Genomic DNA, 23,579 nt, shown 5'->3' with positions numbered 1-23,579 from the left:
CGTCCGCGTTTAAGCAGGTCCCCTGTTGAGGAAACCGATGATTAAGGCAAAGACGCTACCAAGCCAGAGATTGGGCGCGGCGCCTGATCTCAGTTTTACGCCCCTCGCGCAGGGCATCGATGGGACGTCCCCGCAATGACTCGTCCGGGGTGAAAAGCCAGATAATCAATTCTTCGTCGTTGTAACCGGCGTCGCTGAGAACCGCAATGGTCCCCTTCAAGCTGTCTACAACATGCCCGTCCTGGACAAAGAGGGCGGGGATTGAGCGGATGTTCCGCTCCCCCCGCCTGATGGCTACAAGCGCACGCTCATCCAGAAGTCCATGGACTTTGGTGATGGAAACTTCCAAAAGTTCAGCGACATCCGGCAGCGGCAGCCAGTCGGAAACAAGGCTTTCTACATTACTCACGGAACAAGGTTGCCACGCCGCCCTGCCCGACGCCTAGCCGAAGTGCCACCGAACTGGCCCGGAATGCCCCGTCATAGCTCTTTGGCCCCCATTGATTGTGGTTATTTGTTTGGTTTGACAGGAATTGTTGTGTTGATCGACTAAGTATGAGAGATTCACACTGATCACATTTGCACCATTGATAACATGAGCAACATTGGTAACACTGACAACAGCGCTAACAATCGCACCCCGCTGTTTGAGATGAGGACACATTCCATGACGACGCCCCGCTCGCCGAAACGAACCATGAGCATGCCGGTAATAGCGGCAACCACGGCCGCGCTTCCCGCCGTGGTTTTGTCCTCCCTTGCCCTGGCTCAACCGTCCGTGGCAACACCGGCACCCCAACCGCGGAAGATCCCCGCCACGCTTGCCGCGGCAATGAAGGCCCAAGCTGTCAACGTGGGCACCGTCATTCCCGCCAATGCGGTTGCAGCCACCCTTCCTGCCACCCTGCGCCCCATGGCACCGTCCGTCCCGGATACCTACACGATTGTCCGCGGCGACACCATCAGCGCGATTGCCCGCCGCTTCAACCTGGACACAGCGGCCGTGCTGCAGCTGAACAAGCTCTCAGCCACCACGCTGATCTATCCGGGACAAACCATCAAGCTCAAGGGCACGGCTTCAGCGCCGGCACAGCCCGCCCCGGCTGCTCCCAGCGCGCCCAGCGCCACCACCAGCGCCACTGTATACACCGTGGTTCCCGGAGATACCCTGGGAGCCATTGCGGCCAAGCACGGCGTTCCCTTGTCCAGCATCTTCAGCTGGAACGGGCTGAACGGAAGCTCCATCATTTATCCCGGCCAGAAGATCAAGGTCAGTGGCGGATCGGCACCCTCAGCCCCGTCTGCACCGGCAGCCCCGGCTCCGGCGCCGGCACCCTTGGCCGGCACAGGTTCTTACACCATCAAGGCAGGCGACACCTTGAGTTCCATCGCTTCCCGGCACGGGGTTTCCTTGGCTGCGTTGATGGCCGCAAACAACAACGTGACAGCCACCACCGTGATCTATCCCGGTCAGAAGCTCACCATTCCCGGCGCCGGCCTGCAGCCGGTGGGCGATACCAAGCCGCTGGTACCGAGTACATTCCTCGGCTTCACCTACCCGCCGGCAGTGGTCAGCTCTGCCAACGAGAACAAGGCGCTGCTCAACGCTTCGCCGGTGCCCAGCCGCGCTGAGATGAAGAGCATCGTGGCGGACACGGCCCGGCGCATGGGAGTGAGCCCGTCCCTGGCTTTGGCCTTCGCCGAACAGGAGTCCGGCTTTGACCAGCGCGCCGTCTCCCCCGCCAACGCAATCGGCACCATGCAGGTCATTCCCTCCTCCGGACAGTGGGCATCTGATCTGGTGGGTCGAAAGCTCAACCTCCTGGATCCTTATGACAACGCCACGGCAGGTGTTGCGATCATTCGTACACTCATTGCCACCAGCAAGGACCTGGACACGGCAATTGCCGGCTACTACCAGGGCCAGTATTCGGTCAGCAAGTACGGCATGTACGAGGACACCAAGCGCTACGTCGAATCCATCAAGGCCCGCCAGCGCACTTTCGGCTAGGCCCTCAACTGCACCTCGGAAGGGGCCCGCATCCCTCGTGGATTCGGGCCCCTTCCCTGCCTCGTTTAGGATCGTATGGTGCAAGAACCAACGCAGGACCACCTCATCGGGACCACCGTGGACGGCCGGTACACCGTCCGTTCCCGTTTGGCGCGGGGCGGAATGTCCACTGTTTACCTGGCCACGGACCAGCGCCTCGAGCGCGACGTTGCCCTCAAAGTCCTGCACCCGCACCTGGCCAACGACCCCACATTCCTGGCGCGTCTGAGCCGTGAAGCCAAGGCAGCCGCGAGCCTCTCCCACCCCCACATTGTGGGGGTGCTGGACCAAGGCGAGGACGGACACATTGCCTACCTGGTGATGGAGTACGTCAAGGGGCACACCCTTCGCGATACCCTCAACGAACAGGGACCCTTGCCGCCACGCCTTGCATTGGCCCTGATAGATCCCGTCATTGAAGGCCTGGCTGCCGCACACCACTCCGGCCTGATCCACCGCGACGTCAAACCCGAGAACGTCCTCATAGCCGACGACGGACGCATCAAAGTGGGCGACTTCGGCTTGGCCAGGGCGATTTCCGCCAATACCAGCACCGGGGCACTGATAGGCACCGTGGCGTATCTGGCTCCCGAGCTTGTGCTCGGCCAGCCCGCAGATGCCCGTAGCGACATCTACTCTGCAGGCATCATGCTCTATGAGATGTTGACGGGTAAACAGCCTTACGCGGGAGACTCCCCCATCCAGGTTGCCTACCAGCACGTCAATGCCGTAGTGGGACGCCCTTCTGACGCCGCCCCCGGCCTTGCCGAGGACCTCGATGAGCTGGTGCAGTGGTGCACTGCCGTTGACGCGGAGAACAGGCCGGTGGATGGCGCTGCTCTGCTGACCGAACTCCGGCACATCCGCACCACGTTGACCGACGAAGAGCTGGATCGCCGGCAAACATCCTCCCAGCACCCTGGCTTCCTTCCGGCCGCTGGCGCCACAACCCCGTTGGACAGCTCGGGCAGCAACCCAACAGAAGCCCTGGCCACCACTGCCTCGCCCACGGAGTTGATCTCCCACCAGAGCAACCCCACCACCATCATGGCCGCAGGAGGCCCGGGCAGGCCGCAAGCCGGCGCTCTTGTGCCCGCCGTCCCAGGCAACGACGCCGACGGGCGACAGCCCGGCAAGAGGGAGTTGAAGAGGCTCGAACGCCAAGAGAGCAAGGATCGAGCCCGGGCCGCAGCCACGCCGAGTCGTCCGCTCCGCGAGGGCAACCCCCGGCGTCGCGGCATCATCTGGACCATCGTGATCGTTATCCTTGCAACGCTGGCGGCCTCTGCCGGCTGGTTCTTCGGGATGGGCCCGGGATCTCCGGGGACCGTGCCGGACGTCAAGAACAAAACCGTTGCCGAGGCACAGCAGCTCCTTCGCACTGCCGGTTTCCAATCGGAACCGCAGGACGTCTTCGATGACGACATCCTGGCAGGCCTGGCCGTTGGGACGGAGCCCGCCTCCGGCGCCGAGGTACGGAAGTTCCAACCCATCACGCTTTTCGTTTCCAAAGGTGCCCAGCTTTTCCCCCTGCCCGGTCTGGCAGGCGGCACTCTGGACGAAGCCAAGATCGCCTTAAATGCAGCCGAGATGGCTCTGGGCAACGTCACGCAGGCTTTCGACGAGAAGGTTCCTGCCGGCGTCGTGCTTTCCCAGGACCCGGCCAAAGGAACTGAAGTCAGGCATGGCACTCCGGTGTCCTTGGTGGTCTCCAAGGGTCCCCAACCCATTCCTGTTCCCGATGTTCGTGGACTGGCCCAGGATGCCGCGGTGAAGGCTATCCAGGACGCTGGCCTCACGGCTGTGATCGCTCCGGAGACAGTGAACGACAAGACAGTGCCCAAGGGGGCTGTGGTATCCCAGCTGCCGGCCAACGGAACGCTGATCCGCGGCGAGGCCGTGACGCTCACGGTGTCCAAGGGGCCAAAGCTGGTCAAGGTTCCCAGCTTCATTGGAAAACAGGCGGCCGAAGCTGAACGGGAGTTGAAGAAACTCGGTTTCAAAGTTGAGGTCAACAAAGTCCTGGGCGGCTTCTTCGGCACCGTCCGCGACCAAAATCCTGTCAACACCGAGGTACCGGAAGATTCAGTGGTGACGCTGACGGTTGTATAGCTGGTTCCTCACATCACAAAGGCGCGGCCCGGAGAACCCGGACCGCGCCTTTGTCATGTGTACTACTTCCTGGAGAGGGCTCCGGCCACCAGGAAAGCCATCTCGAGGGACTGCATGTGGTTCAGGCGGGGATCGCACACCGACTCGTAGCGGTCCAGGAAGGCATCCTGATCGATGGGATCGGCACCGCCCAGGCACTCAGCGACGTCATCGCCGGTCATTTCGACGTGAAGTCCGCCCGGTACCGTGCCCAAGGCCTGGTGCACCTCGAAGAAGCCACGCACCTCATCAATGACGTCATCGAAGTTGCGGGTCTTGTAGCCGTTGGGCGAGGTAACTGTGTTGCCGTGCATCGGGTCCGTTACCCACAGCACCTGGGCACCGGATGAGGTGACGCGTTCGACGACGGCAGGCAACTTCTCGCGGATGTTTCCGGCGCCCATTCGGGTGATGAACGTCAGGCGGCCAGGCTCCCGGTTGGGGTCCAGTTTGTCAATGAGACGCAAGGCGTCATCGCCACTGGTGGTGGGACCGAGCTTGACGCCGATGGGGTTGCGCACCCGTGACAGGAAGTCCACGTGGGCGTGATCGAGCTCGCGGGTCCGCTCGCCGATCCACAGGAAGTGTGCAGAGGTGTCATACGGCAGTCCGGTCCGCGAATCGATGCGCGTCAGGGCGCGCTCGTAATCGAGCAGCAACGCCTCGTGGCTGGCGAAGAACTCAACGCGCTTGAGTGCTTCGAAGTCGGCGCCGCAGGAATCCATGAAGCTGATGGCACGATCAATGTCACGTGCCAATGATTCGTAACGCGCATGCGCCGGGTTTTCAGTGAAGCCCTTGTTCCACTGATGAACCAGGCGAAGATCCGCGAATCCGCCCTGGGTAAAGGCTCGGATCAGGTTCAGCGTGGATGCGGACGTGTGGTAGGCCTTGAGCATCCGGCCGGCGTCGTGCGCCCGGGATTCGGGAGTGAAATCGTAGCCGTTGACGATGTCGCCGCGGTACGCGGGAAGGGTCACGCCGTCCCGGGTTTCGTCATTTGAGGAGCGTGGCTTTGCGAACTGTCCGGCCATACGACCCATTTTGATGACGGGCATTGCCGCGCCATATGTCAGGACCACTGCCATCTGCAGAATCGTCTTGACCCGCGCACTGATCTTGTCCGCCGTCGCGGCCTCAAACGTCTCAGCGCAGTCGCCGCCCTGCAGGAGGAAAGCCTTGCCTTGGGCAGCAGCGGCCAGGCGCTCCCTGAGAACGTCCACTTCACCGGCGAAGACCAAGGGCGGCACCACTGAGAGCTCCTTGACAGAGGCCTTGAAGACCTCTGTGTTGGACCACGTGGGCTGCTGGGAAATCGGCAGGTCCCGCCAGGCATCGAGCCCGGGATAGTTTGCTGCCCCGCTTTGAGCGGTGCTGGCCAGAGGATCTGCTGTGGAGGGTGCGGTGTTCGCGGTTAGCTCAGTCACCCTTCAAGAGTAGTAGCCCGCAGCAAGGTTCCGGGACTACAGCCGTAATTGATGCCGCCGCCTGCGTCACAGTGTCCCCGCTGATCCGGTCCCCTCGCTCCGTGGATCATCAATGTCCTCGGCAACGTCCGCAGCTGCCTCTTCGGCAACCTCAATCCTGTGCACTGGCTCGGGCCCCTTGCCCGCCAACTGGGCCTTGACTACCGCTGCGTACTCGTCCACGTACTCCTGGCCGGAGAGCCGCATCAGTTCGTACATGATTTCATCGGTGACGGCCCGCTGGATCAAGCGGTCATCCTCCATGCCGTAGTAGCGGCTGAAGTCTAGAGGCTGGCCAAAAATGAGGCCGATCCTGCGGATGTTGGGGAGCCGTTTACCGATCGGCTGGACCTTCTCCGTTCCGATCATGGCCACCGGAATCACCGGAACACGGGTCTGCAGCGCAAGCCTGGCCACGCCCACTTTGCCGCGGTACAGCCTGGCGTCAGGGCTTCGGGTGCCTTCCGGATAGATACCCAGCAGGCCTCCCGAGTTCAGGACATCCCTGCCTGCCTGCAGGGACATCTCCGAGGCTGCCCCGCCGGACCGGTCCATCGGCAACTGGTTGCTCAACCTGAAAAACAGCGCAGTGAGGCGGCCCTTAAGCCCTTTTCCGGTGAAGTACTCGGACTTTGCCAGGAAGATCACCGGGCGATGAACCATCAGGGGCAGAAAAATGGAGTCAGAGAAGGACAAGTGGTTGGAGGCCAGAATGGCCGCCCCGCTTTCAGGAACATTGTCCAGCCCCTTGACCCAGGGCCGGAACAAGAGCTTAAGAACGGGACCGAGAAAAATCCTCTTCATGACCCAATAGAACACAGTTGTCCTTCCACGGCCGATTGCTTGGCCTGCACCCGGGCAACCCGGCCGGCACTCAACAGCAACCCTACTCCAGTGAGAAATCCCAGGAACAGTGACACGATGGACGCATGACGGAACGCAACCAACCCGCCACGCAACTCGCCTTCCACTACCCCGGACATGGACCCAACGCTTCCATTGGAGTGGCAATCTGCCACGGCTTCACAGGAAGCCCTCTGACAGTCCTTCCGTGGGCAGAATATTTGGCAAAGCAGGGCTTCGCTGTATCTGCGCCCCTCCTTCCAGGGCATGGCACAAGCTGGCAGGATCTTGCAAGCACGAGGTGGCAGGACTGGTACCGGGCCTTTGAGCAGAGCTATGTGGAGCTCGCCGGGAAGACGAAGTCCTGCTTTGTGGCGGGCTTGTCCATGGGTGGAGCCGTAGCTCTCCAGGTAGCCTCCCGCCATGACGTTCCGGGGGTTGTCCTGGTGAACCCGGGGCTGAGTTTCTATGACCCCCGCGTGAGGTACATCGGGGCTTTGAAGTACGTGATGCGTACAACCACCCCCATAGTGGAGGACAACCCCTCACCGGCAACGGCTGAAACCGGGGACTATTCAAAAACATCACTGCAGTCGGTCCACGAACTCAAGAAACTTTTCCGTGCAGCTACCCGCGGCCTGCCGAACGTGGTGGCTCCAGTCCTGGTCTTCAAGTCCTCCGTGGACGAAGTCATCCCGCCGAGTTCTCTGGCCACCATCAGCAAGCACGTTGATTCATCCCGCCTGAAAGTTGTTACGCTTCCGCGCAGTGCGCACGTTGCCACCCTTGATGTTGATGCGCCCACGATTTTTGAAGAATCGGCCGGCTTTTTCCGCCAGCACGCCGGTGACAGAGTAGCCTCAGAGTCATCATGAAAATGCTCCCGGATTTTTCGCCGTTCCACAGCAGCTGGACGGGGGCCGGGCCGCGCGTCGGCGTGGTCCTGTCCCATGGGTTTACCGGAAGCCCGCACAGCGTCAGGCCGTGGGCCCAGCACCTTGCCGCAGCCGGCTATGCCGTCAGGCTGCCTTTGTTGCCCGGGCACGGCACCACCTGGCAGGACATGGCCAAGCGCTCGTGGCGGGAGTGGCACCGTGCCGTGGACGAGGCCTACCTCGAACTGGCTTCCGAGTGCGATTACGTCTTCTCAGCAGGCTTGTCCATGGGTGGGACCCTGGCCTTGCGCATCGCCGCCACCCGTCCCGTTGCCGGCACGGTGGTGGTCAATCCGGGGCTGGTCCTGGATGATCCCCGGGCCGTGATCGTCGCTGCCCTCAAATATGTGGTGAAGACTACGCCGTCCATCGCCAATGACATTCTCAAACCGGATCAGGACGAAGGCGCCTACGCCCGGACCCCTGTAGCAGCCGCTCACCAACTGAAAAAGATGTACAAGGATACTGCGGCCATACTGCCCCGCATCAGCTCCCCCGTCCGGGTGTACAAATCCACGGTGGACAACGTCATCTCCACTGCGAGCCTGGAATTCCTCAAGTCCCGGGTGCAGGCGCCCGTTGAGGTGAACTACCTCCACAACAGCCGCCATGTTGCCACCTTGGATCATGACGCACCGGAGATCTTTGACGGGTCAGTCGAGTTTATTCAAAAGACCGTAGCGGCCCTGGCCGGTCACGGGCTTTCCCCTGCAAAGGACACAGCCCATGAACAGGCCTGATCCCAACTCAGCCGATCAGAGCGCCAACAAGGACGACGACGCCGTATGGCTGGATCTGGTGTCCCGGTTGGAGGCCACACAGTCCGGCCTGGCCGGTGACCGGCCTGAGGACAGCCCCGGGAGGCACGCCACTGAGGACAGCCCCGGGAGCCACGGCTCTGAAGCCGAGCCAGTGCAGCAGCCCGGGCCCGGCCGTACGTTCAAGGACTTTGATCCGCTGGGCCTCTCTCCCCGGGCACAGGACCCGGCGGCTGATGCGGCCGATTCCGGCGCAGAGGCCGCAGCCTCCGGCAGGCCGGCCGGGCCCCGGGACTTCGAAGTGGAGGATGAGGACCACACGTTCGTCCCCGAGGACCCCCCAAGCCTGGCCGGAACCGAACCGCTGGTCATGCTCGCATGGATTGGTGCGGTGGGCGGACCCCTCGCGCTGCTCTTCACTGCCATGTTCTGGAGATCGGCACCATTGACGGCCACGCTGGGCATTGTGGCCATTTTCGTGGCGTCAGTGATTTATCTCATCATGCGGCTCCCGCAGGAAAAGAACGAGGACGACGACGGCGCGCGCCTCTAGCTGCGTGCCCGGCCGCTGACCCGGGACAGGTCTGCCGCACCGATCATGCCGGCACGAGGACCCAGCGCGGCGAGTTCAATCCTGGCCATGGGCCGGAAACCCTGCCCCGTGAGGTTCTTGGCAAATGACTCCCGGGCCGGCGCTGCAAGCAACTCCCCCGCATCACACAGCCCTCCGCCAATGACGAACATGCCGGGGTCCAGCGCCGCCGCAAGGTTGGCCAACCCCAGGCCCAACCACTGCCCCTGATCTGCAATGAGCTCACGCGAGGTGGCATCACCGGCGAGCGCCAGCGCGGTAACGGCCGCGCCGGATAGTTCCTCCGCGGTCCCGCCGGACTTTTCCAGGAGGGCTGAACCTGCCGGGGAGTTGGTCCGTACCAGTTCCCTGGCTTCCCGGCCCAGGGCGTTACCGGAGGCGTATTGCTCCCAGCATCCGCGGTTGCCGCATTCGCAGCGGTGTCCTCCGGGGAAGATAATCTGGTGTCCGAATTCCCCGGCCACTCCGTAGCGGCCGCGCTCCACCCGGCCGTCCATCACCATGGCTCCGCCGATTCCCGTGCCCAGCGTGATGCAGACCAGCCGGCTTTCGCCCTGACCTGCGCCAAAGCGCCATTCGGCCCATGCTGCAGCGTCGGCGTCGTTGGTCAGCAGCACCGGACGCCTCAGCAATTTCTGGAGGCTGTCCCTCAGGGGCTCATTGCGCCAGGCCAGGTGCGGGCTGAACAGCACCGTGCCGCCGTCGAGGTCCATCCAGCCTGCTGCGCCGATTCCCACCGTGGCAACCCTGTGGCCGGCACTGAGCTCGTTCACGAGCTCCACTATGGTCTGCTCCACAGCCCGGGGGTCTGCACCAGGCGTTGATCTGCGGGCTTCGGCCAGGACCCTGCCCTCAGCGTCCACTACACCTGCGGCCACTTTGGTGCCGCCGATGTCAATGCCGATTGCCAGTCCCCGCCGTCCCAGGTGGCTCCGCCGGGCAGCCCAGGGCACATCCTTCCATGCCGAGGCCGGGGGCTTGGATCTGACCATGGAACTGGACCGTAGTACGGGCATCCCATCATCCTATTGCGCAGCGCAGAGCGGCTCTTGCATTGCGCAGGTGAACCAGATCCCGAGTTGCCTGAATTGCCTGCTCATCCGTAAAGTTACTCGCCAGTAGGTGAAATAGAACACACCACCTCGAGCGGGCATACTAGAGTGAAAGCAGCCCCTCGTGGCCCGTGGATATCAAAGGAGCTTCCGTGCGCGAAATAAGTGTTCCTCCCCTGGTGAATATCGCCCCTGAAACGAACATCACGGACTTCGTGATCCGCGAGGCCGAAAAAGCGTCCAACCCTGCACTTTTCTCCAAGCTGGACAGTAACGGGCAATGGCAGGACATCCGTGCCAAGGACTTCCTCGAGGACGTCCGCGCCCTGGCCAAGGGACTCATTGCCAGCGGTGTTGCCGCCGGCGACCGCGTGGGAATTATGTCCCGCACGCGGTATGAATGGTCCCTTGTGGACTTCGCCATCTGGTTCGCAGGGGCTGTGTCCGTGCCGATCTACGAGACATCCTCTCCTTCACAAGTGGCGTGGAACCTGGGTGATTCCGGTGCAGTGGCTGCCTTCGGCGAAGCAGCACATCACGAGGACGTCATTCGCCAAGCGGTGGCCGCGGAAGACATCACATCCGTAGCCAACGTCTGGCAGCTTGAGGGCGCAGGCCTGGACGCCCTGCGCAGCGCAGGCGCTGGCGTCCCCGACGACGAACTTGAGTCCCGCCGCTCCTCGGCCGGCCTCAAGGACCTCGCCACCATCATTTACACCTCCGGCACCACGGGCAGGCCAAAGGGCTGCGAACTGACGCACGGCAACTTTGTGGAACTGTCCGAGAACGCCCGCGCTTCATTGCCTGAGATCATCAACGAGTCCGGCAAAACCATCATGTTCCTCCCCCTGGCCCACGTCTTCGCACGCTTCATCTCCGTGCTGGCGGTGGCCGGCGGCGTCAAGGTGGCGCACACCCCGGACATCAAGAATCTGTTGGCTGATCTCCAGAGTTTCCAGCCGACGTTCATCCTGGCTGTACCCCGGGTCTTTGAAAAGGTGTACAACTCGGCACTGACAAAGGCGGAGGACGGCGGTAAGGGTGCCATCTTCCACCGGGCCGTGGATACTGCGATCGCGTACTCCAAAGCCCGCGAGGCCGGTTCGCTGGGACTTGGCCTGAAGCTCAAGCATGCCGTGTTCGACAAACTCGTCTACGGCAAGCTCCGCGCCGCCATGGGTGGCCACGTTGCCCACGCCGTTTCCGGAGGCGGCCCTTTGGGTGAGCGCCTGGGTCACTTCTTCCAAGGAATCGGCCTGCAGATCCTGGAGGGCTACGGCCTGACCGAGACCACAGCCCCCATCTCGGTGAACACACCGTCCATGATCAAGATCGGCACCGTTGGCGCCCCGCTCCCCGGCAACTCGGTGAAAATCGCCGACGACGGTGAGATCCTCGCCAAGGGCGTCTGCGTCATGCGGGGCTACTACAAGCGCGAAGACCTGACGGCCGAAACGTTTGCCGACGGCTGGTTCCGCACCGGGGACATCGGCGAGCTGGACAGCAACGGATTCCTCAAGATCACTGGCCGCAAGAAGGAAATCATTGTTACCGCAGGCGGGAAGAACGTGGTTCCGGCCCTGCTGGAGGACCAGATCCGCGCAGATGCCCTGGTTTCCCAAGTGCTGGTGGTGGGCGACAACCGCCCGTTCATCGGTGCTCTGGTCACTTTGGATGAAGAGGCGCTCCCCGGATGGCTGGACCGCCATGGACTTCCCGCAAGCACCACTCTGGCAGAGGCCACTGATCACCCGGTGGTGAAGGCAGCAGTCCAGGAGCTCATCAGCAAGGCCAACCAGTCCGTCTCCCAGGCCGAGGCCATCAAGTCCTTCAGGATCGTTCCTGCGGACTTCACCGAGGCCTCCGGGCACCTGACCCCGTCCCTGAAGGTCAAGCGTGCACAGGTCATGAAGGACTTCGACGCCGTCATAGAGGAAATGTACTCAGCACCCCGCGCTTCCTAGTCACCGGGAAAAGACAAAAAAGTACCCCGTCCGGATTCTTCCGGACGGGGTACTTCTTTGCCTGGATGGCTAGCCGATCACCAGCAGCAAGTCGCCGCCCTGGACCTGCTCCACGGAGGAAATGGCGAGGCGGGAGACCGTACCGGCTACCGGCGTGGTGATGGAAGCTTCCATCTTCATGGCCTCAATGGTGGCCACAGTATCGCCCGCGTTGACTACATCGCCCACCTTTGCCGTGACGGTAACTGCGCCGGCAAACGGAGCAGCAACCTGGCCGGGCTGTGCCGGATCTGCCTTCTCGGCGGCCTTGACGTTGCTGACCACCGAGCGGTCACGGACAACCACCGGCCGGGACTGGCCGTTGAGCGTGCACATCACGGTGCGCATGCCCTTCTCATCGGCTTCTGAAACAGCCTCAAGCTGGGCAATGAGGCGGACACCCTTCTCCAGCTCAATAACGTGCTCTGCGCCCTGCTGGAGACCGTACAGATAGTCACGGGTATCCAGCACGGAGATGTTCCCGTAGGTGTCCACGCTCTTCAGGTAATCCTTGGTGGGTCCAGCGAAGAGCAAACGGTTCAGCGTGTGCTGCCGCGTCTTGGAGTCGCCCTTCAGCGCTGCGCTGTCCTCGGCACTGATCTCGACGTCGCGCACCTTGACGCTGCGGCCTTGAAGGGCCTTGGTGCGGAACGGCTCGGGCCAGCCTCCGGGAGGATCACCGAGCTCGCCGGACAGGAAGCCGATGACAGAATCCGGGATGTCGTAGTTCTGCGGGTTCTCATTGAAATCCGCGGGATCGGCGTTGAGTCCAACAAGGTGCAACGCGAGATCGCCCACAACCTTGGAAGACGGCGTGACCTTGACCAAGCGGCCAAGGATGCGGTCAGCGGCCGTGTACATGTCCTCGATGGCCTCAAACTGCTCACCGAGACCAAGGGCGATGGCCTGTTGGCGAAGGTTGGAGAGCTGGCCGCCGGGGATTTCATGCTGGTAGACGCGCCCTGTGGGACCCGGGAGACCGGATTCGAAGGGGGCGTAGACGCGCCGTACAGCTTCCCAGTAAGGCTCGAGCGCGCCCACGTTGGCCAGGCTCAGCCCGGTATCGCGGGGCGTGTTGGCCAAGGCAGCAACCAAGGCGGACGCCGCGGGCTGGCTGGTGGTGCCTGCCAGGGAAGCCGCCGCCACATCGACTGCGTCCACACCGGCGTCAACAGCTGCCAGCAAGGTGGCAAGTTGACCACCGGCGGTGTCGTGCGTGTGCAGGTGTACGGGGAGGTCGAAGCGCTCACGCAGCGCCGTCACCAACTTCGCGGCAGCGGCGGGACGCAGGAGGCCTGCCATGTCCTTGATGGCCAGGATGTGTGCACCGGCGTCGACGATCTTCTGGGCCAGGTCCAGGTAGTAGTCGAGGGTGTACAGGTCCTCGTTGGGGTCAAGAAGGTTGCCGGTGTAGCACAGGGCAACTTCCGCGACGGCGGTCCCCGTGGCCCGGACGGCCCGGATGGCGGGGGCCATCTGGTTGACGTCGTTGAGGGCGTCAAAGATACGGAAGATGTCGATCCCCGTAGCAGCGGCCTCGTTGACGAAAGCCTCCGTCACTTCTTCCGGGTACGGGGTGTAGCCCACAGTGTTGCGGCCGCGGAGCAGCATCTGGATACAGGTATTCGGCAACGCCTTGCGCAAAGCAGCCAGACGGTCCCACGGGTCCTCACCAAGGAAGCGGAGCGCGACGTCGTATGTTGCACCGCCCCAGGCCTCCACGGAAAGCAGCTCCGGCATGAGTGCGGTCACTGCCGGGCCGGCAGCTACGAGGTCGCGGGTGCGGACACGTGTTGCCAACAGAGACTGGTGGGCATCACGGAAGGTGGTGTCCGTGACGGCCAGCGCCTGCTGTTCGCGAAGTGCCTTTGCGAAACCTTCCGGCCCAAGTTCAATCAACTTCTGGCGGGAACCCGACGCGGGAACCGGCCCATCAATGGCGGGCAGCTTGCTGGCGGGATCGGAATGGACCTTGAGCTCGCCGTTCGGCTTGTTCACGGTCACTTCCGCCAGCCAGGTCAGCAGCTTGGTGCCACGGTCAGCGGAAATGTGCGATTTCAGCAGCTCAGGGCGTTTGTCGATGAAGTCCGTAGCCACGTTCCCGGCATTGAAGTCCGGGTCCGCAAGTACTGCCTGCAGGAAGGGGATGTTGGTGGAGACGCCACGGATGCGGAACTCGGCCAGGCCACGACGCGCACGGGCCACAGCCGCCGGGTAGTCACGGCCACGGCAGGTCAGCTTTACCAGCATGGAGTCAAAGTGCGGGCTGATCTCCGCACCCGAGTAGACCGTACCGCCGTCGAGCCTTACACCGGCGCCACCAGCGGAACGGTAACCGGTGATCTTTCCAACGTCAGGGCGGAAGCCGTTGGAGGGATCCTCAGTAGTAATACGACACTGGAGGGCAGCGCCCTTGATGGACACCGAATCCTGGCTCAGCCCAAGATCCGCCAGGGTTTCACCCGAGGCGATGCGCATCTGGGCCTGCACAAGGTCAACATCGGTGATTTCCTCAGTGACGGTGTGCTCAACCTGGATGCGGGGGTTCATTTCAATGAAGACGTGCTGTCCGGCGCGCTCCCCCTCGGTATCCACCAGGAACTCCACGGTTCCGGCGTTGACGTAGTTCAGGGCCTTGGCGAAGGCCACCGCATCCCGGTAAAGCGCCTGGCGGATGTTTTCATCCAGGTTCGGAGCAGGGGCGATTTCCACCACCTTCTGGTGACGGCGCTGCAGGGAACAGTCGCGCTCGAAGAGGTGCATGACGTTGCCTTCGGCGTCGGCCAGGATCTGCACTTCAATGTGGCGGGGACGCAGGACTGCCTGTTCCAGGAACATGGTGGGATCACCGAAGGCAGCATCGGCCTCGCGCATGGCGGACTGCAGCGCTTCAGGAAGGGCCTCGCGCGTCTCCACACGGCGCATTCCACGACCACCACCACCAGCAACTGCCTTGGCGAAAATGGGGAAACCGATCTCGTCAGCTGCAGCAATGAGCTCGTCAAGGTCCTTGGAAGGCTTGCTCGACTTCAGGACAGGAACGCCTGCCTTGCGTGCAGCCTCCAGGGCGGCAACCTTATTGCCTGCCAGTTCCAGGACCTCAGCGGGCGGACCCACAAAGGTGATTCCTGCAGCCTTGGCCGCGCGAGCCAGGTCCGGGTTTTCCGAGAGGAAGCCGTAGCCGGGGTAAATGGCGTCAGCGCCGGCTTCTTTGGCGACGCGGACAACCTCCTCTACGTCCAGGTAGGCGCGGACGGGATGGCCCACCTCGCCGATCAGGTAAGCTTCGTCGGCCTTCTGCCGGTGGATCGAGTTACGGTCCTCATGCGGAAAGACGGCTACTGTCTTGGCGCCCAGTTCATAACCAGCGCGAAACGCCCTGATCGCGATTTCGCCGCGATTGGCCACCAGAATTTTCGAAAACATACTTCTCCTGCATCATTGCGGGTGGATCGGTCGGTGGTCACAGTGTGTAGTGCCGCCAGCATCAAACACAAATCTTTGTGGCAACCATCACAAAGGAATCGTCATGTGGGCTGTATATGCGTGCGCGCGATCCGACGGCGTGCTATTGCCGGGCCATCTCCCCCGGGCCCCGGGCGCGTAGAAAGCGGGAAACCACCGCGATGCACCATATGATGTTGAAGGGGCTTCGGCAAGCCCCGGCTCCGGCACGTCCGGAGCGAATCAGCGCGACACGGCAACCGGCGTTAGGTTTTGGGTTTTCAAGTGCAAGTAGTCAGCATCAGCAGCCTCAAAGGTGGAGTGGGAAAGACGTCCGTGACCACCGGTCTGGCGTCCGCGGCCCTAGCAGCCGGCATTTCCACGTTGGTAGTGGATCTCGATCCCCATGCCGACGCCACCACAGCACTTGGTGTTCAGCCGGGCGGACAACTGGACATCGGCCGGATGCTCAAAAGCCCCCGCAAAGCCAACCTTGCCGGCAACGTGGCAGGCAGCAGCTGGGTTTCCAACGGCTCAAGCAACGGCACCTTGGACGTAGCAGTTGGTTCAGCCTTCACCGGAATCTACGACCGCCCCGATCTGGGCCGGCGCGACCTCCGCAGGCTGTCAGCGGTGTTGGCCGGCACCACCAATTACGATCTCGTCCTGGTTGACTGCCCGCCGTCGCTTAATGGACTGACCCGCATGGCCTGGAGTGCCAGCGACCGCGTGGTACTTGTGGCCGAGCCCGGGCTCTTCTCCGTAGCAGGCACCGAACGCACCATGCGCGCCATTCAACTTTTCCGGCAGGAGTTCGCCCCACAGCTCGCCCCGGCAGGGATTGTTGCCAACAGAGTCCGCACCGGATCGGTGGAGCACACGTTCCGCTTGGCCGAAATGGAGTCCATGTTCGGCGAACTCCTGCTGACGCCCCACATTCCGGAGCAAGCCAACTGGCAGCAAATCCAAGGTGCAGCCCACTCCGTGCACCACTGGCCCGGAGACTCGGCGAAGAACGCCGCCAAACTCTTCGACGCCCTGCTTGAAAGCCTCCTGGCCGGACAGCCCCCGTCGCGGGAGCGCCGCCAGCGCTAAACCAGCGCCGGGCACCACCGCTTCACAACGCGCACCAGCATAGACGAAGGCCTCGTCCCCCGCAGGGGACGAGGCCTTCGTCTTGAATTCTTATTCCTTGCCGCTAGTCTTTAGCCAATACGGCGCGCGACGCGTCGCTTGCTCAATTCGTCGTCCGGAAACGACTGCTCACCAGCATGCTCACTGGGCAGCGCAGCCAAGCTGCCTTCCACTTCCCGCCATACGCGGCCCACGGCGATGCCAAAGACGCCCTGCCCGCCCTGAACGAGGTCTATGACCTCATCAGCGGATGTACATTCGTAGACGCTGGCGCCATCGCTCATCAGGGTGATCTGCGCCAGGTCCTCAACCCCCCGCTCGCGGAGGTGTTCAACGGCGGTGCGGATCTGCTGGAGTGATACGCCGGTGTCAAGGAGACGCTTGACCACTTTGAGAACCAGGATGTCGCGGAAGCCATAGAGCCGCTGCGAACCGGAGCCGGCAGCGCCGCGGACGGCAGGCTCAACCAGGCCCGTGCGTGCCCAGTAGTCGAGCTGGCGGTAGGTGATTCCTGCAGCTTTGCATGCGGTAGGGCCGCGGTAACCCGCGTCCTCGTCCAGCACAGGAAGGTCCTCCGTGAAGAGCAAACCTTGGGCGCCGGATGCGGGCGCAGCAATACCGGCAGAGGACTGCTTCAGCTCGCCTGCTTCGCCTTTCGGACTCACGTGACCTCCTTGTTCTCAGTTCCCTTGGGGACGGTGCATACACTGATACAACGGCGAAATGCAGCAGTGTAATTCCCGCAAGTCCGCACCTTCCAGTGTGACTTGCGCAGGCAGTGTATGCAACGGGAACTTGATAACTTCGACGTTAGGCCCGTGAGGCCCTGAGGTCAAAGACCTTGGCCCCGAAATTGGGCCGTGTCGAAAGTTTCACCCTCAACTTTAGGCTTAGGGTGAGTCAGCCTTCAAAATCTTCCGGTTCAACGTCATCCAGGAACTCCCGGAAACGGCGCATTTCGCGCTCTTCATCCACTGCGGGATCCGGTTCTGAATCTTCGCCTTCATCGTGCTCGGTGATACGGACGCCGGCTTCATCCATCACAGCATCGGCACACCAGATGCGGCACTTGGCCCGCAACGCCAGGGCCAACGCGTCCGAAGCGCGCGAACTTACCACCGTGCCGTCGTCGAACTGCAATTGCCCATAGAAGATGTTGTCTTCCACAGCCACTATATTGACGCTGATGATGGAGTGGCCCAGGGACTCCACAACGTCCACCAAAAGATCGTGCGTCATGGGCCGGGGCGGAACAACGCCCTGCTGGGCCAGGGCAATCGCGCTGGCTTCGGGAGTGCCGATCCAGATGGGAACATGCCGCTCCCCTTTGATTTCCCTCAGGAGCACCAAAGGCTGGTTGGAAGGCAGTTCGATCCGGACCCCGACGATTTCGACTTCGATCATCAGCTATCCATCCGGGAGATACGGTCATGAACCAAGGCCCTGTGCAGGGTGAGGCAAAGATCGCTGATCTCGCGGGCGGCCTCCGCGGCACGCGCCTGCGATGCGGCGTCCCGCCGCGAGGTCAGCGGTGCAACAGCTCTCTCAACCAAGCCGAACTCCCGCTCAGCGGCAGCCTGGAAGGGCCGGAGGTGCCGTGGCTCCAGGCCATGGCCTTCGAGCTGAACACATGCCCGCGCCACCTGAAGGGCGTGTTCATCAAACTTTCCGCCCACATGACTGATCAATCCGAAGCTCAGCAACGATTCGAGCAGCGGCACGCTGGCGCCGGACTCGGCACGCAACTGCTCTTCGGTGAGGGCACGGGCACGCCCCTGCACCTCTGCCGCCATTTCCGCGGAGACCACCCTGGGCGACACCGTGACGCCCGGAGGGAGATTCTCCGGCCTCTCGCCGCGATCAATTGCGTCCAGATAATCCTTAATGACCTTCAGCGGCAGGTACTGATCGCGTTGCAGGGCCAGGACAAAACGGAGCCGCTCAACATCGCTGTCTGCGTACTGACGGTACCCGGCAGGAGTCCTCTTGGGGTTGATGAGTCCCTTTTCCTCAAGGAAGCGGATCTTGGACGCAGTCATACCCGGAAAGTCATCGCTAAGTTGAGCGAGGACTTCCCCTATATTCAGGACCTGCGGTCCGCGACGGTCCTGCTGGGCCATAGCCACAGGCAGATACCCCGTCAGACTTGGCCTGCTGCGCGAACAGGGCTCAGGTAATAGGTCAACCGGAACTTGCCGATCTGGACCTCGTTTCCGCTCTTGAGGTGCACGCGGTCTACGCGGTCGTGGTTAACGTACGTTCCGTTAAGGCTGCCCATGTCCACCAGCTCGAATCCGGACTCAGACCGGATGAACTGGACATGCTTGCGGGATACCGTGACGTCATCGAGGAAGATGTCAGCATCCGGGTGCCGTCCCGCCGTGGTGGTGTCCGCGTCCAACAGGAAACGGGCACCGGCGTTGGGGCCGCTGTGCGCTATGAGCAATGCTGAGTTCGGCGGGAGTGCTTCTACGGATGCACGCTCTTCAGGTGCCAGCTTGGGCGCGATGCTTGGCTCGTCCCACGTTGGTGTGATGCTGATGGAGGTGGTCTCCGACGTCGGCTGTTCCTCCGCGCCGTTCCCGACATTGGCTTGATTCTGTTCGTCGCCGCCAACCATGGAATTTCCTCCTCATCCGCCGGCAGTTCCAAAACCTGCCGGCACTTCCGCCTCCCGGTACCGCCGGGCAAATCGGTTGCTGGCCCGCCGTCCCGCTTTCCGTTTTAAGGAAAGCAGCCTGACGGGCCAGATAACTTTAGCCTACCTGTTGTTCGTACTCCGATGCACTGAGCAGGGATTCCACTGCATCAGCTTCTGCAAGCTTTACTTCAATAAGCCATCCCTCGCCGTACGGGTCCGAGTTAATGAGGGCCGGATCAGTGTCCAGGGCGTCATTTCGATTGGTCACTTCACCTGTCACCGGAGCGTAAATATCGCTGACGCTTTTGGTGGATTCCACTTCGCCAACAACTTCATTACCGGTGACTTTTGTCCCGGGCTCGGGCATCTGGGCATAGACAACATCCCCCAAGGCGCCTTGGGCGAAGTCTGTGATGCCAATGCGCACTACGCCGTCGGCATCGGGAGCAGTAACCCATTCGTGTTCTGCGGTGTAGGAGAGTTCTTCCGGAATATTGCTCACTGGAGGCCTTTCATCGGGACATTTACGAACCTCGACGGCGGCCCCTGCGCAGGGCCACCGCTGAAAGTATAGGCACATTTCCCCTGCACCTGATGGGGTCTCTGCCATGATTGACCCACGGCCGGACAAGCACAAGTACCGGCGCGGAAAAAGCCCGCCAGTGGCCTCAGAGAATTAGTCCTGATCCCGGTGGCACTAAAACGCAAAGAAGCCCGCCACGGACTATCCGGGGCGGGCTTCCTGGTTGTTAAGTGAACCCTGCGGGCAACGTGGTTGCGCGTCAGGCGACGGTGGCCTCACGCGGTTCGCGTTCGACGTCGGGAGTGACGGCCAGCGGCGCCGTCCCCTTGCGCTTGGCGGCAGCAGCCGCAGCCAGCATGACCAGCAGCGCGGCTACGGTGATGCCGGCTCCAGCCCAGATGGGCGAGGTGTAGCCCAGGCCTGCGGTGATGGTGACGCCACCGAGCCAGGCGCCGAGGGCATTGCCCAGGTTGAACGCGCCGATGTTGGCACCTGAGGCCAGTGTGGGCGCTGTGGAGGCGAAGTGCATGACCCGCATCTGCAGACCTGGCACGGTGGCAAATCCGAAACCGCCCATGAGTGCCAGTGAAAGAAGTGTTGCGATGCTGTTCGAGGCAGTGAGGGCGAAGAAGATCAGAACCGCCACGAGTCCGGCGAGGATGAGAATGAGCGACTTGTCCAATGCTTTGTCTGCTGCCTTGCCGCCGAGGAAGTTGCCAACGAACAGGCCGGCGCCGAAGAGGACCAGAAGCCACGGCACGGCGCCTGACTCGAATCCGGAGACCTCGGTGAGGGTGAAGGCAATGTAGGTGAACGCACCGAACATGCCACCAAATCCAAGAATGGTCACAATGAGGGAGAGCCACACCTGGCCTGATGCGAAAGCACCGAGTTCGCTGCGAAGGCCCTTGGTGGGTTCCGTGGTGGATGCGGGGACCATCAGCGCGATGCCCAGCAGGGCAACGACTCCGATGATGGTGATCGCCCAAAACGTTGACCGCCAGCCGAAGTTCTGGCCAAGCAGCGTTCCGAAGGGAACGCCCAGGACGTTTGCTGCTGTAAGGCCGGTAAACATGATGGCGATTGCCCCGGCCTTCTTGTGGGCAGGCACCAGGCTCGCCGCTACCACTGAACCAATTCCGAAGAACGCGCCGTGGCAAAGTGCTGCAATGATGCGCCCGATCATCATGGCCGCATAGCTGTCCGCGACTGCGGATAGAAAGTTGCCGGCAATGAACAACACCAGCAAACCAATAAGGACAGGCTTGCGTGGCAGCCTGGTGACCGCCGCCGTCACCAGGAGTGCACCGACAGTGACACTGAGGGCATAGCCGGAAATGAACCAGCCGGCCGATGCTTCACTGACGCGGAAGTCGGCAGCAACTTCGGGCAAAAGACCCATGATGACGAATTCGGTCAGTCCGATGCCGAATCCGCCGAGGGCAAGGGCAATCAACCCTGCGGGCATGTGGAACTCCTTAAATGGTGGGTTCCTCAGAGAAGTGGAAGTGCGTCGCCGGGAACCGTAGAATAATAGTTGCAGACGCTCTATAAATAGAGGCACACGCTCGGTACTTGCGCAAGCAACTACTTTTGAATGCGTCGCGGATCACTTCACACCAAGGCAGGAGCGCAACACACATGGGCATCAAGGATGACGCCGTTGAAGTACGGGCACAGGGCTGGCGAACCCTTGCCGCCCTGCATGGAAGCATCGAAACGGAGCTCGAGAAAGCCCTCCAGGCTTCCAGCGACCTCTCTGTGGTGGAATACACCGTGCTGGATGCGCTGAGTCGCCAGGACGGCTGGCACATGCGGATGCAGCAGTTGGCCCGCGCCACCGCCCTGTCCAGCAGCGCCACCACCCGCCTGGTCAATCGCCTCGAGGACCGGGGCCTGCTCACCCGCATCCTGTGCGCCGATGATCGTCGCGGCATTTACACCGAACTCACTCAAGCCGGCCAGAAGCTTCTTGAGGCAGCCAAGCCCGTGCATGACCACACCCTCGCCTCCGCCCTCGAAGCTGCCGAGTCCGTGCCCGAGCTTGAGCCGCTGGTGCGGGCGCTCGGGGCACTGCAGAAGGCGTAGCCAACTCCCCCGGCCTTGTCCGATTGCCCCGGCGTTGAACGGCGCGGGAATCGAACAAGGCCGGGATGAGTCGGACCCTTAACGACCAAAGGCCGGAATCACCGTGTTTCCACGTGATTCCGGCCTTTATGGTCGGGCTGACAGGATTTGAACCTGCGACCCCTTGACCCCCAGTCAAGTGCGCTACCAAGCTGCGCTACAGCCCGCTGGTTCTACCGTTCTCCGCCTAAGTTTTCCTCCGAAGAGTCTCACCTAAGCAGTCCGGCCGAACCACCTCCAAAAGCTTACACGAAGTTGGAGGTCGAAGACGCCATCACAGCCAAAGTGGGCTGTGATGCGCGTCTCACTTAGCGCTTCTTGCCGCGCTTCTCGCGTACACGCATGTTGACCTCGATGGGCGTGCCCTCAAAGCCGAACGTTTCGCGGAGGCGACGGGTGATGAAACGACGGTATCCGGGGTCCAGGAAGCCTGTGGTGAACAGTACAAACTTCGGCGGGCGGCTGGATGCCTGGGTGCCGAAGAGGATACGGGGCTGCTTTCCACCACGGACCGGGTGCGGGTGCGCTGCCACAAGTTCGCCCAGGAACGCGTTGAGGCGCCCGGTGGGGATGCGGCGATCCCAGCTTTCCAAGGCGATGTCCAGCGCGGGAACCAGGCGGTCCTTGTGCCAGCCGGTCTTGGCCGAGATGTTCACGCGGGGAGCCCACTCCACGTGAGCAAGATCCTGCTCGATTTCGCGCTCCAGGTAACGGCGGCGTTCGTCATCGAGCAGATCCCACTTGTTGAACGCGAGCACCAGGGCACGGCCGGACTCGATGGCCAACTGCAGGATGCGGACATCCTGCTCGCTGAGGACCTCATCCACCGCAAGAAGCACGACGGCGACCTCCGCCTTTTCCAGCGCGGCCTGGGTACGCAGGGAGGCGTAGAAGTCAGCGCCCTGGGCCATGTGCTGACGGCGGCGGATACCAGCGGTGTCCACAAAGCGCCAGGTACGGTCACCAAGTTCGATGAACTCATCAACAGGGTCACGCGTGGTGCCGGCCAGCGGATCAACCACAACGCGCTCGGAGCCGGCAAGCTTGTTCAACAGTGAGGACTTACCCACGTTGGGGCGGCCGATCAGCGCAATACGGCGCGGGCCGCCTGAACGCTCTACACCGTCCACCAAGGAGTACTCAGGCAGGGTGTCCATGACGTGGTCCAGGAGGTCCGCAACGCCGCGGCCGTGCAGGGCCGAAACCGGGTACGGTTGGCCAAAGCCCAGTCCCCACAGTGCTGCGGAATCGGCTTCCTGCGCGAAGTCATCCACCTTATTGGCCACCATGATGACCGGCTTCTTACTCTTGCGGAGCATCTTCATGACGCCCTCGTCCGTGGCTGTTGCGCCAACGGCGGAGTCCACCACGAACAGCACTGCGTCTGCGAGCTCAACAGCCATTTCGGCCTGCTCGGCAACCCGGGCGTGGATGCCCTTCGCATCGTGCTCCCAACCACCGGTATCCACCAGGGTGAAGTTGCGGCCGTTCCAGCGGGCCGAGTACATCACGCGGTCGCGGGTGACGCCCGGGGTGTCCTCAACAACTGCTTCCCTGCGGCCGAGGATGCGGTTGACCAAGGTGGACTTGCCCACGTTCGGGCGTCCAATGATGGCCAGTACCGGATCCAGCTTGAGCGGGCCTTCCTCGCCTTCATCGCCATACTCGCCGCTGAGCAGCGCGGCGTCTTCTTCGTCGAGTTCGTAGTCCTCCAGGCCTGCACGGAGGGTGGCCGCGCGGAGCTCTGCCTCGTCGTCGTCCAGGGCCGCCAGGTTTTCCGCCACCTGGTCGGTGCCGGTGGGCGTGTATTCGTCGTCGCCGGCTCCGTGGAGGCCGGATTTTTGAGTCGTATCGCTCATT

At 62.4% G+C, this 23,579-nt stretch carries 20 protein-coding genes and 1 tRNA gene; 8 read left to right on the top strand and 13 right to left on the bottom strand.

Features of this window, described 5'->3' with window-relative positions:
- Window positions 1–55 precede the first annotated feature (55 nt).
- On the bottom strand, window positions 56–409 hold the full coding sequence (locus ABI796_RS08050; protein WP_141284766.1) for an Rv2175c family DNA-binding protein: 354 nt from the start codon (window positions 407–409) through the stop codon (window positions 56–58).
- Between the two features lie 258 nt (window positions 410–667).
- Between ABI796_RS08050 and ABI796_RS08045 the strand changes: the two genes are divergently transcribed.
- Both ABI796_RS08045 and pknB read left to right on the top strand, forming a co-directional pair.
- Complete coding sequence (locus ABI796_RS08045) at window positions 668–2,011, top strand: LysM peptidoglycan-binding domain-containing protein (protein WP_141284764.1); 1,344 nt, start codon at window positions 668–670, stop codon at window positions 2,009–2,011.
- Between the two features lie 75 nt (window positions 2,012–2,086).
- A complete protein-coding gene (pknB, locus tag ABI796_RS08040) occupies window positions 2,087–4,162 on the top strand; it encodes a Stk1 family PASTA domain-containing Ser/Thr kinase (protein ID WP_141284762.1) in 2,076 nt (691 codons plus the stop codon).
- A gap of 62 nt (window positions 4,163–4,224) precedes the next feature.
- Here pknB and ABI796_RS08035 read toward each other — a convergent pair whose 3' ends face one another.
- On the bottom strand, window positions 4,225–5,628 hold the full coding sequence (locus tag ABI796_RS08035) for a class II 3-deoxy-7-phosphoheptulonate synthase (protein ID WP_141284760.1): 1,404 nt from the start codon (window positions 5,626–5,628) through the stop codon (window positions 4,225–4,227).
- 66 nt (window positions 5,629–5,694) lie between these two features.
- A complete protein-coding gene (locus ABI796_RS08030; protein WP_141284758.1) occupies window positions 5,695–6,486 on the bottom strand; it encodes a lysophospholipid acyltransferase family protein in 792 nt (263 codons plus the stop codon).
- Window positions 6,487–6,596: 110 nt separating this feature from the next.
- On the opposite strand from ABI796_RS08030, the gene ABI796_RS08025 reads away from it, so the two are divergent.
- The 3 genes from ABI796_RS08025 to ABI796_RS08015 are packed head-to-tail and all read left to right on the top strand — an operon-like array spanning window position 6,597 to window position 8,756.
- Window positions 6,597–7,385 (top strand): alpha/beta hydrolase, encoded by a 789-nt coding sequence (locus tag ABI796_RS08025; RefSeq protein WP_141284756.1) that lies wholly within the window; start codon window positions 6,597–6,599, stop codon window positions 7,383–7,385.
- Complete coding sequence (locus tag ABI796_RS08020; RefSeq protein WP_141284754.1) at window positions 7,382–8,185, top strand: carboxylesterase; 804 nt, start codon at window positions 7,382–7,384, stop codon at window positions 8,183–8,185. Before ABI796_RS08025 ends, ABI796_RS08020 begins: the two co-directional genes overlap by 4 nt.
- Entirely contained in the window at window positions 8,172–8,756 is a 585-nt protein-coding gene (locus ABI796_RS08015) for a hypothetical protein (protein ID WP_141284752.1), read from the top strand. The genes ABI796_RS08020 and ABI796_RS08015 overlap by 14 nt, the downstream gene beginning before the upstream one ends.
- Here ABI796_RS08015 and ABI796_RS08010 read toward each other — a convergent pair.
- A complete protein-coding gene (locus ABI796_RS08010) occupies window positions 8,753–9,811 on the bottom strand; it encodes an ROK family protein (protein WP_141284750.1) in 1,059 nt (352 codons plus the stop codon). The two genes, ABI796_RS08015 and ABI796_RS08010, sit on opposite strands and share 4 nt — an antisense overlap.
- A gap of 188 nt (window positions 9,812–9,999) precedes the next feature.
- Here ABI796_RS08010 and ABI796_RS08005 point away from each other — a divergent pair, with 188 nt between their 5' ends.
- Entirely contained in the window at window positions 10,000–11,811 is a 1,812-nt protein-coding gene (locus tag ABI796_RS08005; protein WP_141284748.1) for a long-chain fatty acid--CoA ligase, read from the top strand.
- Window positions 11,812–11,880: 69 nt separating this feature from the next.
- Here ABI796_RS08005 and ABI796_RS08000 read toward each other — a convergent pair whose 3' ends face one another.
- Complete coding sequence (locus tag ABI796_RS08000) at window positions 11,881–15,276, bottom strand: pyruvate carboxylase (RefSeq protein WP_141284746.1); 3,396 nt, start codon at window positions 15,274–15,276, stop codon at window positions 11,881–11,883.
- Between the two features lie 303 nt (window positions 15,277–15,579).
- Between ABI796_RS08000 and ABI796_RS07995 the strand changes: the two genes are divergently transcribed.
- Window positions 15,580–16,389 (top strand): ParA family protein, encoded by an 810-nt coding sequence (locus ABI796_RS07995; RefSeq protein ID WP_141284744.1) that lies wholly within the window; start codon window positions 15,580–15,582, stop codon window positions 16,387–16,389.
- A 110-nt stretch (window positions 16,390–16,499) separates the two neighbouring features.
- On the opposite strand, the gene ABI796_RS07990 is transcribed toward ABI796_RS07995, so the two are convergent.
- The 6 genes from ABI796_RS07990 to ABI796_RS07965 form a co-directional block, all read right to left on the bottom strand.
- Complete coding sequence (locus ABI796_RS07990; RefSeq protein ID WP_141284742.1) at window positions 16,500–17,093, bottom strand: MerR family transcriptional regulator; 594 nt, start codon at window positions 17,091–17,093, stop codon at window positions 16,500–16,502.
- Window positions 17,094–17,328: 235 nt separating this feature from the next.
- Complete coding sequence (locus tag ABI796_RS07985) at window positions 17,329–17,832, bottom strand: bifunctional nuclease family protein (protein WP_141284740.1); 504 nt, start codon at window positions 17,830–17,832, stop codon at window positions 17,329–17,331.
- The gene (locus ABI796_RS07980) at window positions 17,832–18,548 is read right to left on the bottom strand and encodes a MerR family transcriptional regulator (protein ID WP_141284738.1); all 717 of its coding nucleotides are present in this window, start codon (window positions 18,546–18,548) and stop codon (window positions 17,832–17,834) included. The genes ABI796_RS07985 and ABI796_RS07980 overlap by 1 nt, the downstream gene beginning before the upstream one ends.
- A 20-nt stretch (window positions 18,549–18,568) precedes the next feature.
- The gene (locus ABI796_RS07975) at window positions 18,569–19,048 is read right to left on the bottom strand and encodes an FHA domain-containing protein (protein ID WP_141284736.1); all 480 of its coding nucleotides are present in this window, start codon (window positions 19,046–19,048) and stop codon (window positions 18,569–18,571) included.
- A gap of 136 nt (window positions 19,049–19,184) precedes the next feature.
- The gene (gene gcvH, locus ABI796_RS07970) at window positions 19,185–19,571 is read right to left on the bottom strand and encodes a glycine cleavage system protein GcvH (RefSeq protein ID WP_141284734.1); all 387 of its coding nucleotides are present in this window, start codon (window positions 19,569–19,571) and stop codon (window positions 19,185–19,187) included.
- A gap of 280 nt (window positions 19,572–19,851) precedes the next feature.
- Complete coding sequence (locus ABI796_RS07965) at window positions 19,852–21,060, bottom strand: MFS transporter (RefSeq protein WP_141284732.1); 1,209 nt, start codon at window positions 21,058–21,060, stop codon at window positions 19,852–19,854.
- A gap of 173 nt (window positions 21,061–21,233) precedes the next feature.
- Here ABI796_RS07965 and ABI796_RS07960 point away from each other — a divergent pair, with 173 nt between their 5' ends.
- On the top strand, window positions 21,234–21,680 hold the full coding sequence (locus tag ABI796_RS07960; RefSeq protein WP_141284730.1) for a MarR family winged helix-turn-helix transcriptional regulator: 447 nt from the start codon (window positions 21,234–21,236) through the stop codon (window positions 21,678–21,680).
- 129 nt (window positions 21,681–21,809) lie between these two features.
- Here ABI796_RS07960 and ABI796_RS07955 read toward each other — a convergent pair.
- Window positions 21,810–21,886 (bottom strand) — tRNA-Pro (locus ABI796_RS07955).
- Window positions 21,887–22,027: 141 nt separating this feature from the next.
- Window positions 22,028–23,578, bottom strand: coding sequence for a ribosome biogenesis GTPase Der (der, locus tag ABI796_RS07950; RefSeq protein ID WP_141284728.1), 1,551 nt, complete (start codon window positions 23,576–23,578; stop codon window positions 22,028–22,030).
- Between the last annotated feature and the right edge of the window lies 1 nt (window position 23,579).

The organism is Paenarthrobacter aurescens (genome assembly GCF_041549525.1).
GTDB classification, from domain to species: Bacteria; Actinomycetota; Actinomycetes; order Actinomycetales; family Micrococcaceae; genus Arthrobacter; species Arthrobacter aurescens.
This window is presented reverse-complemented; position numbering and strand designations above follow the sequence as displayed.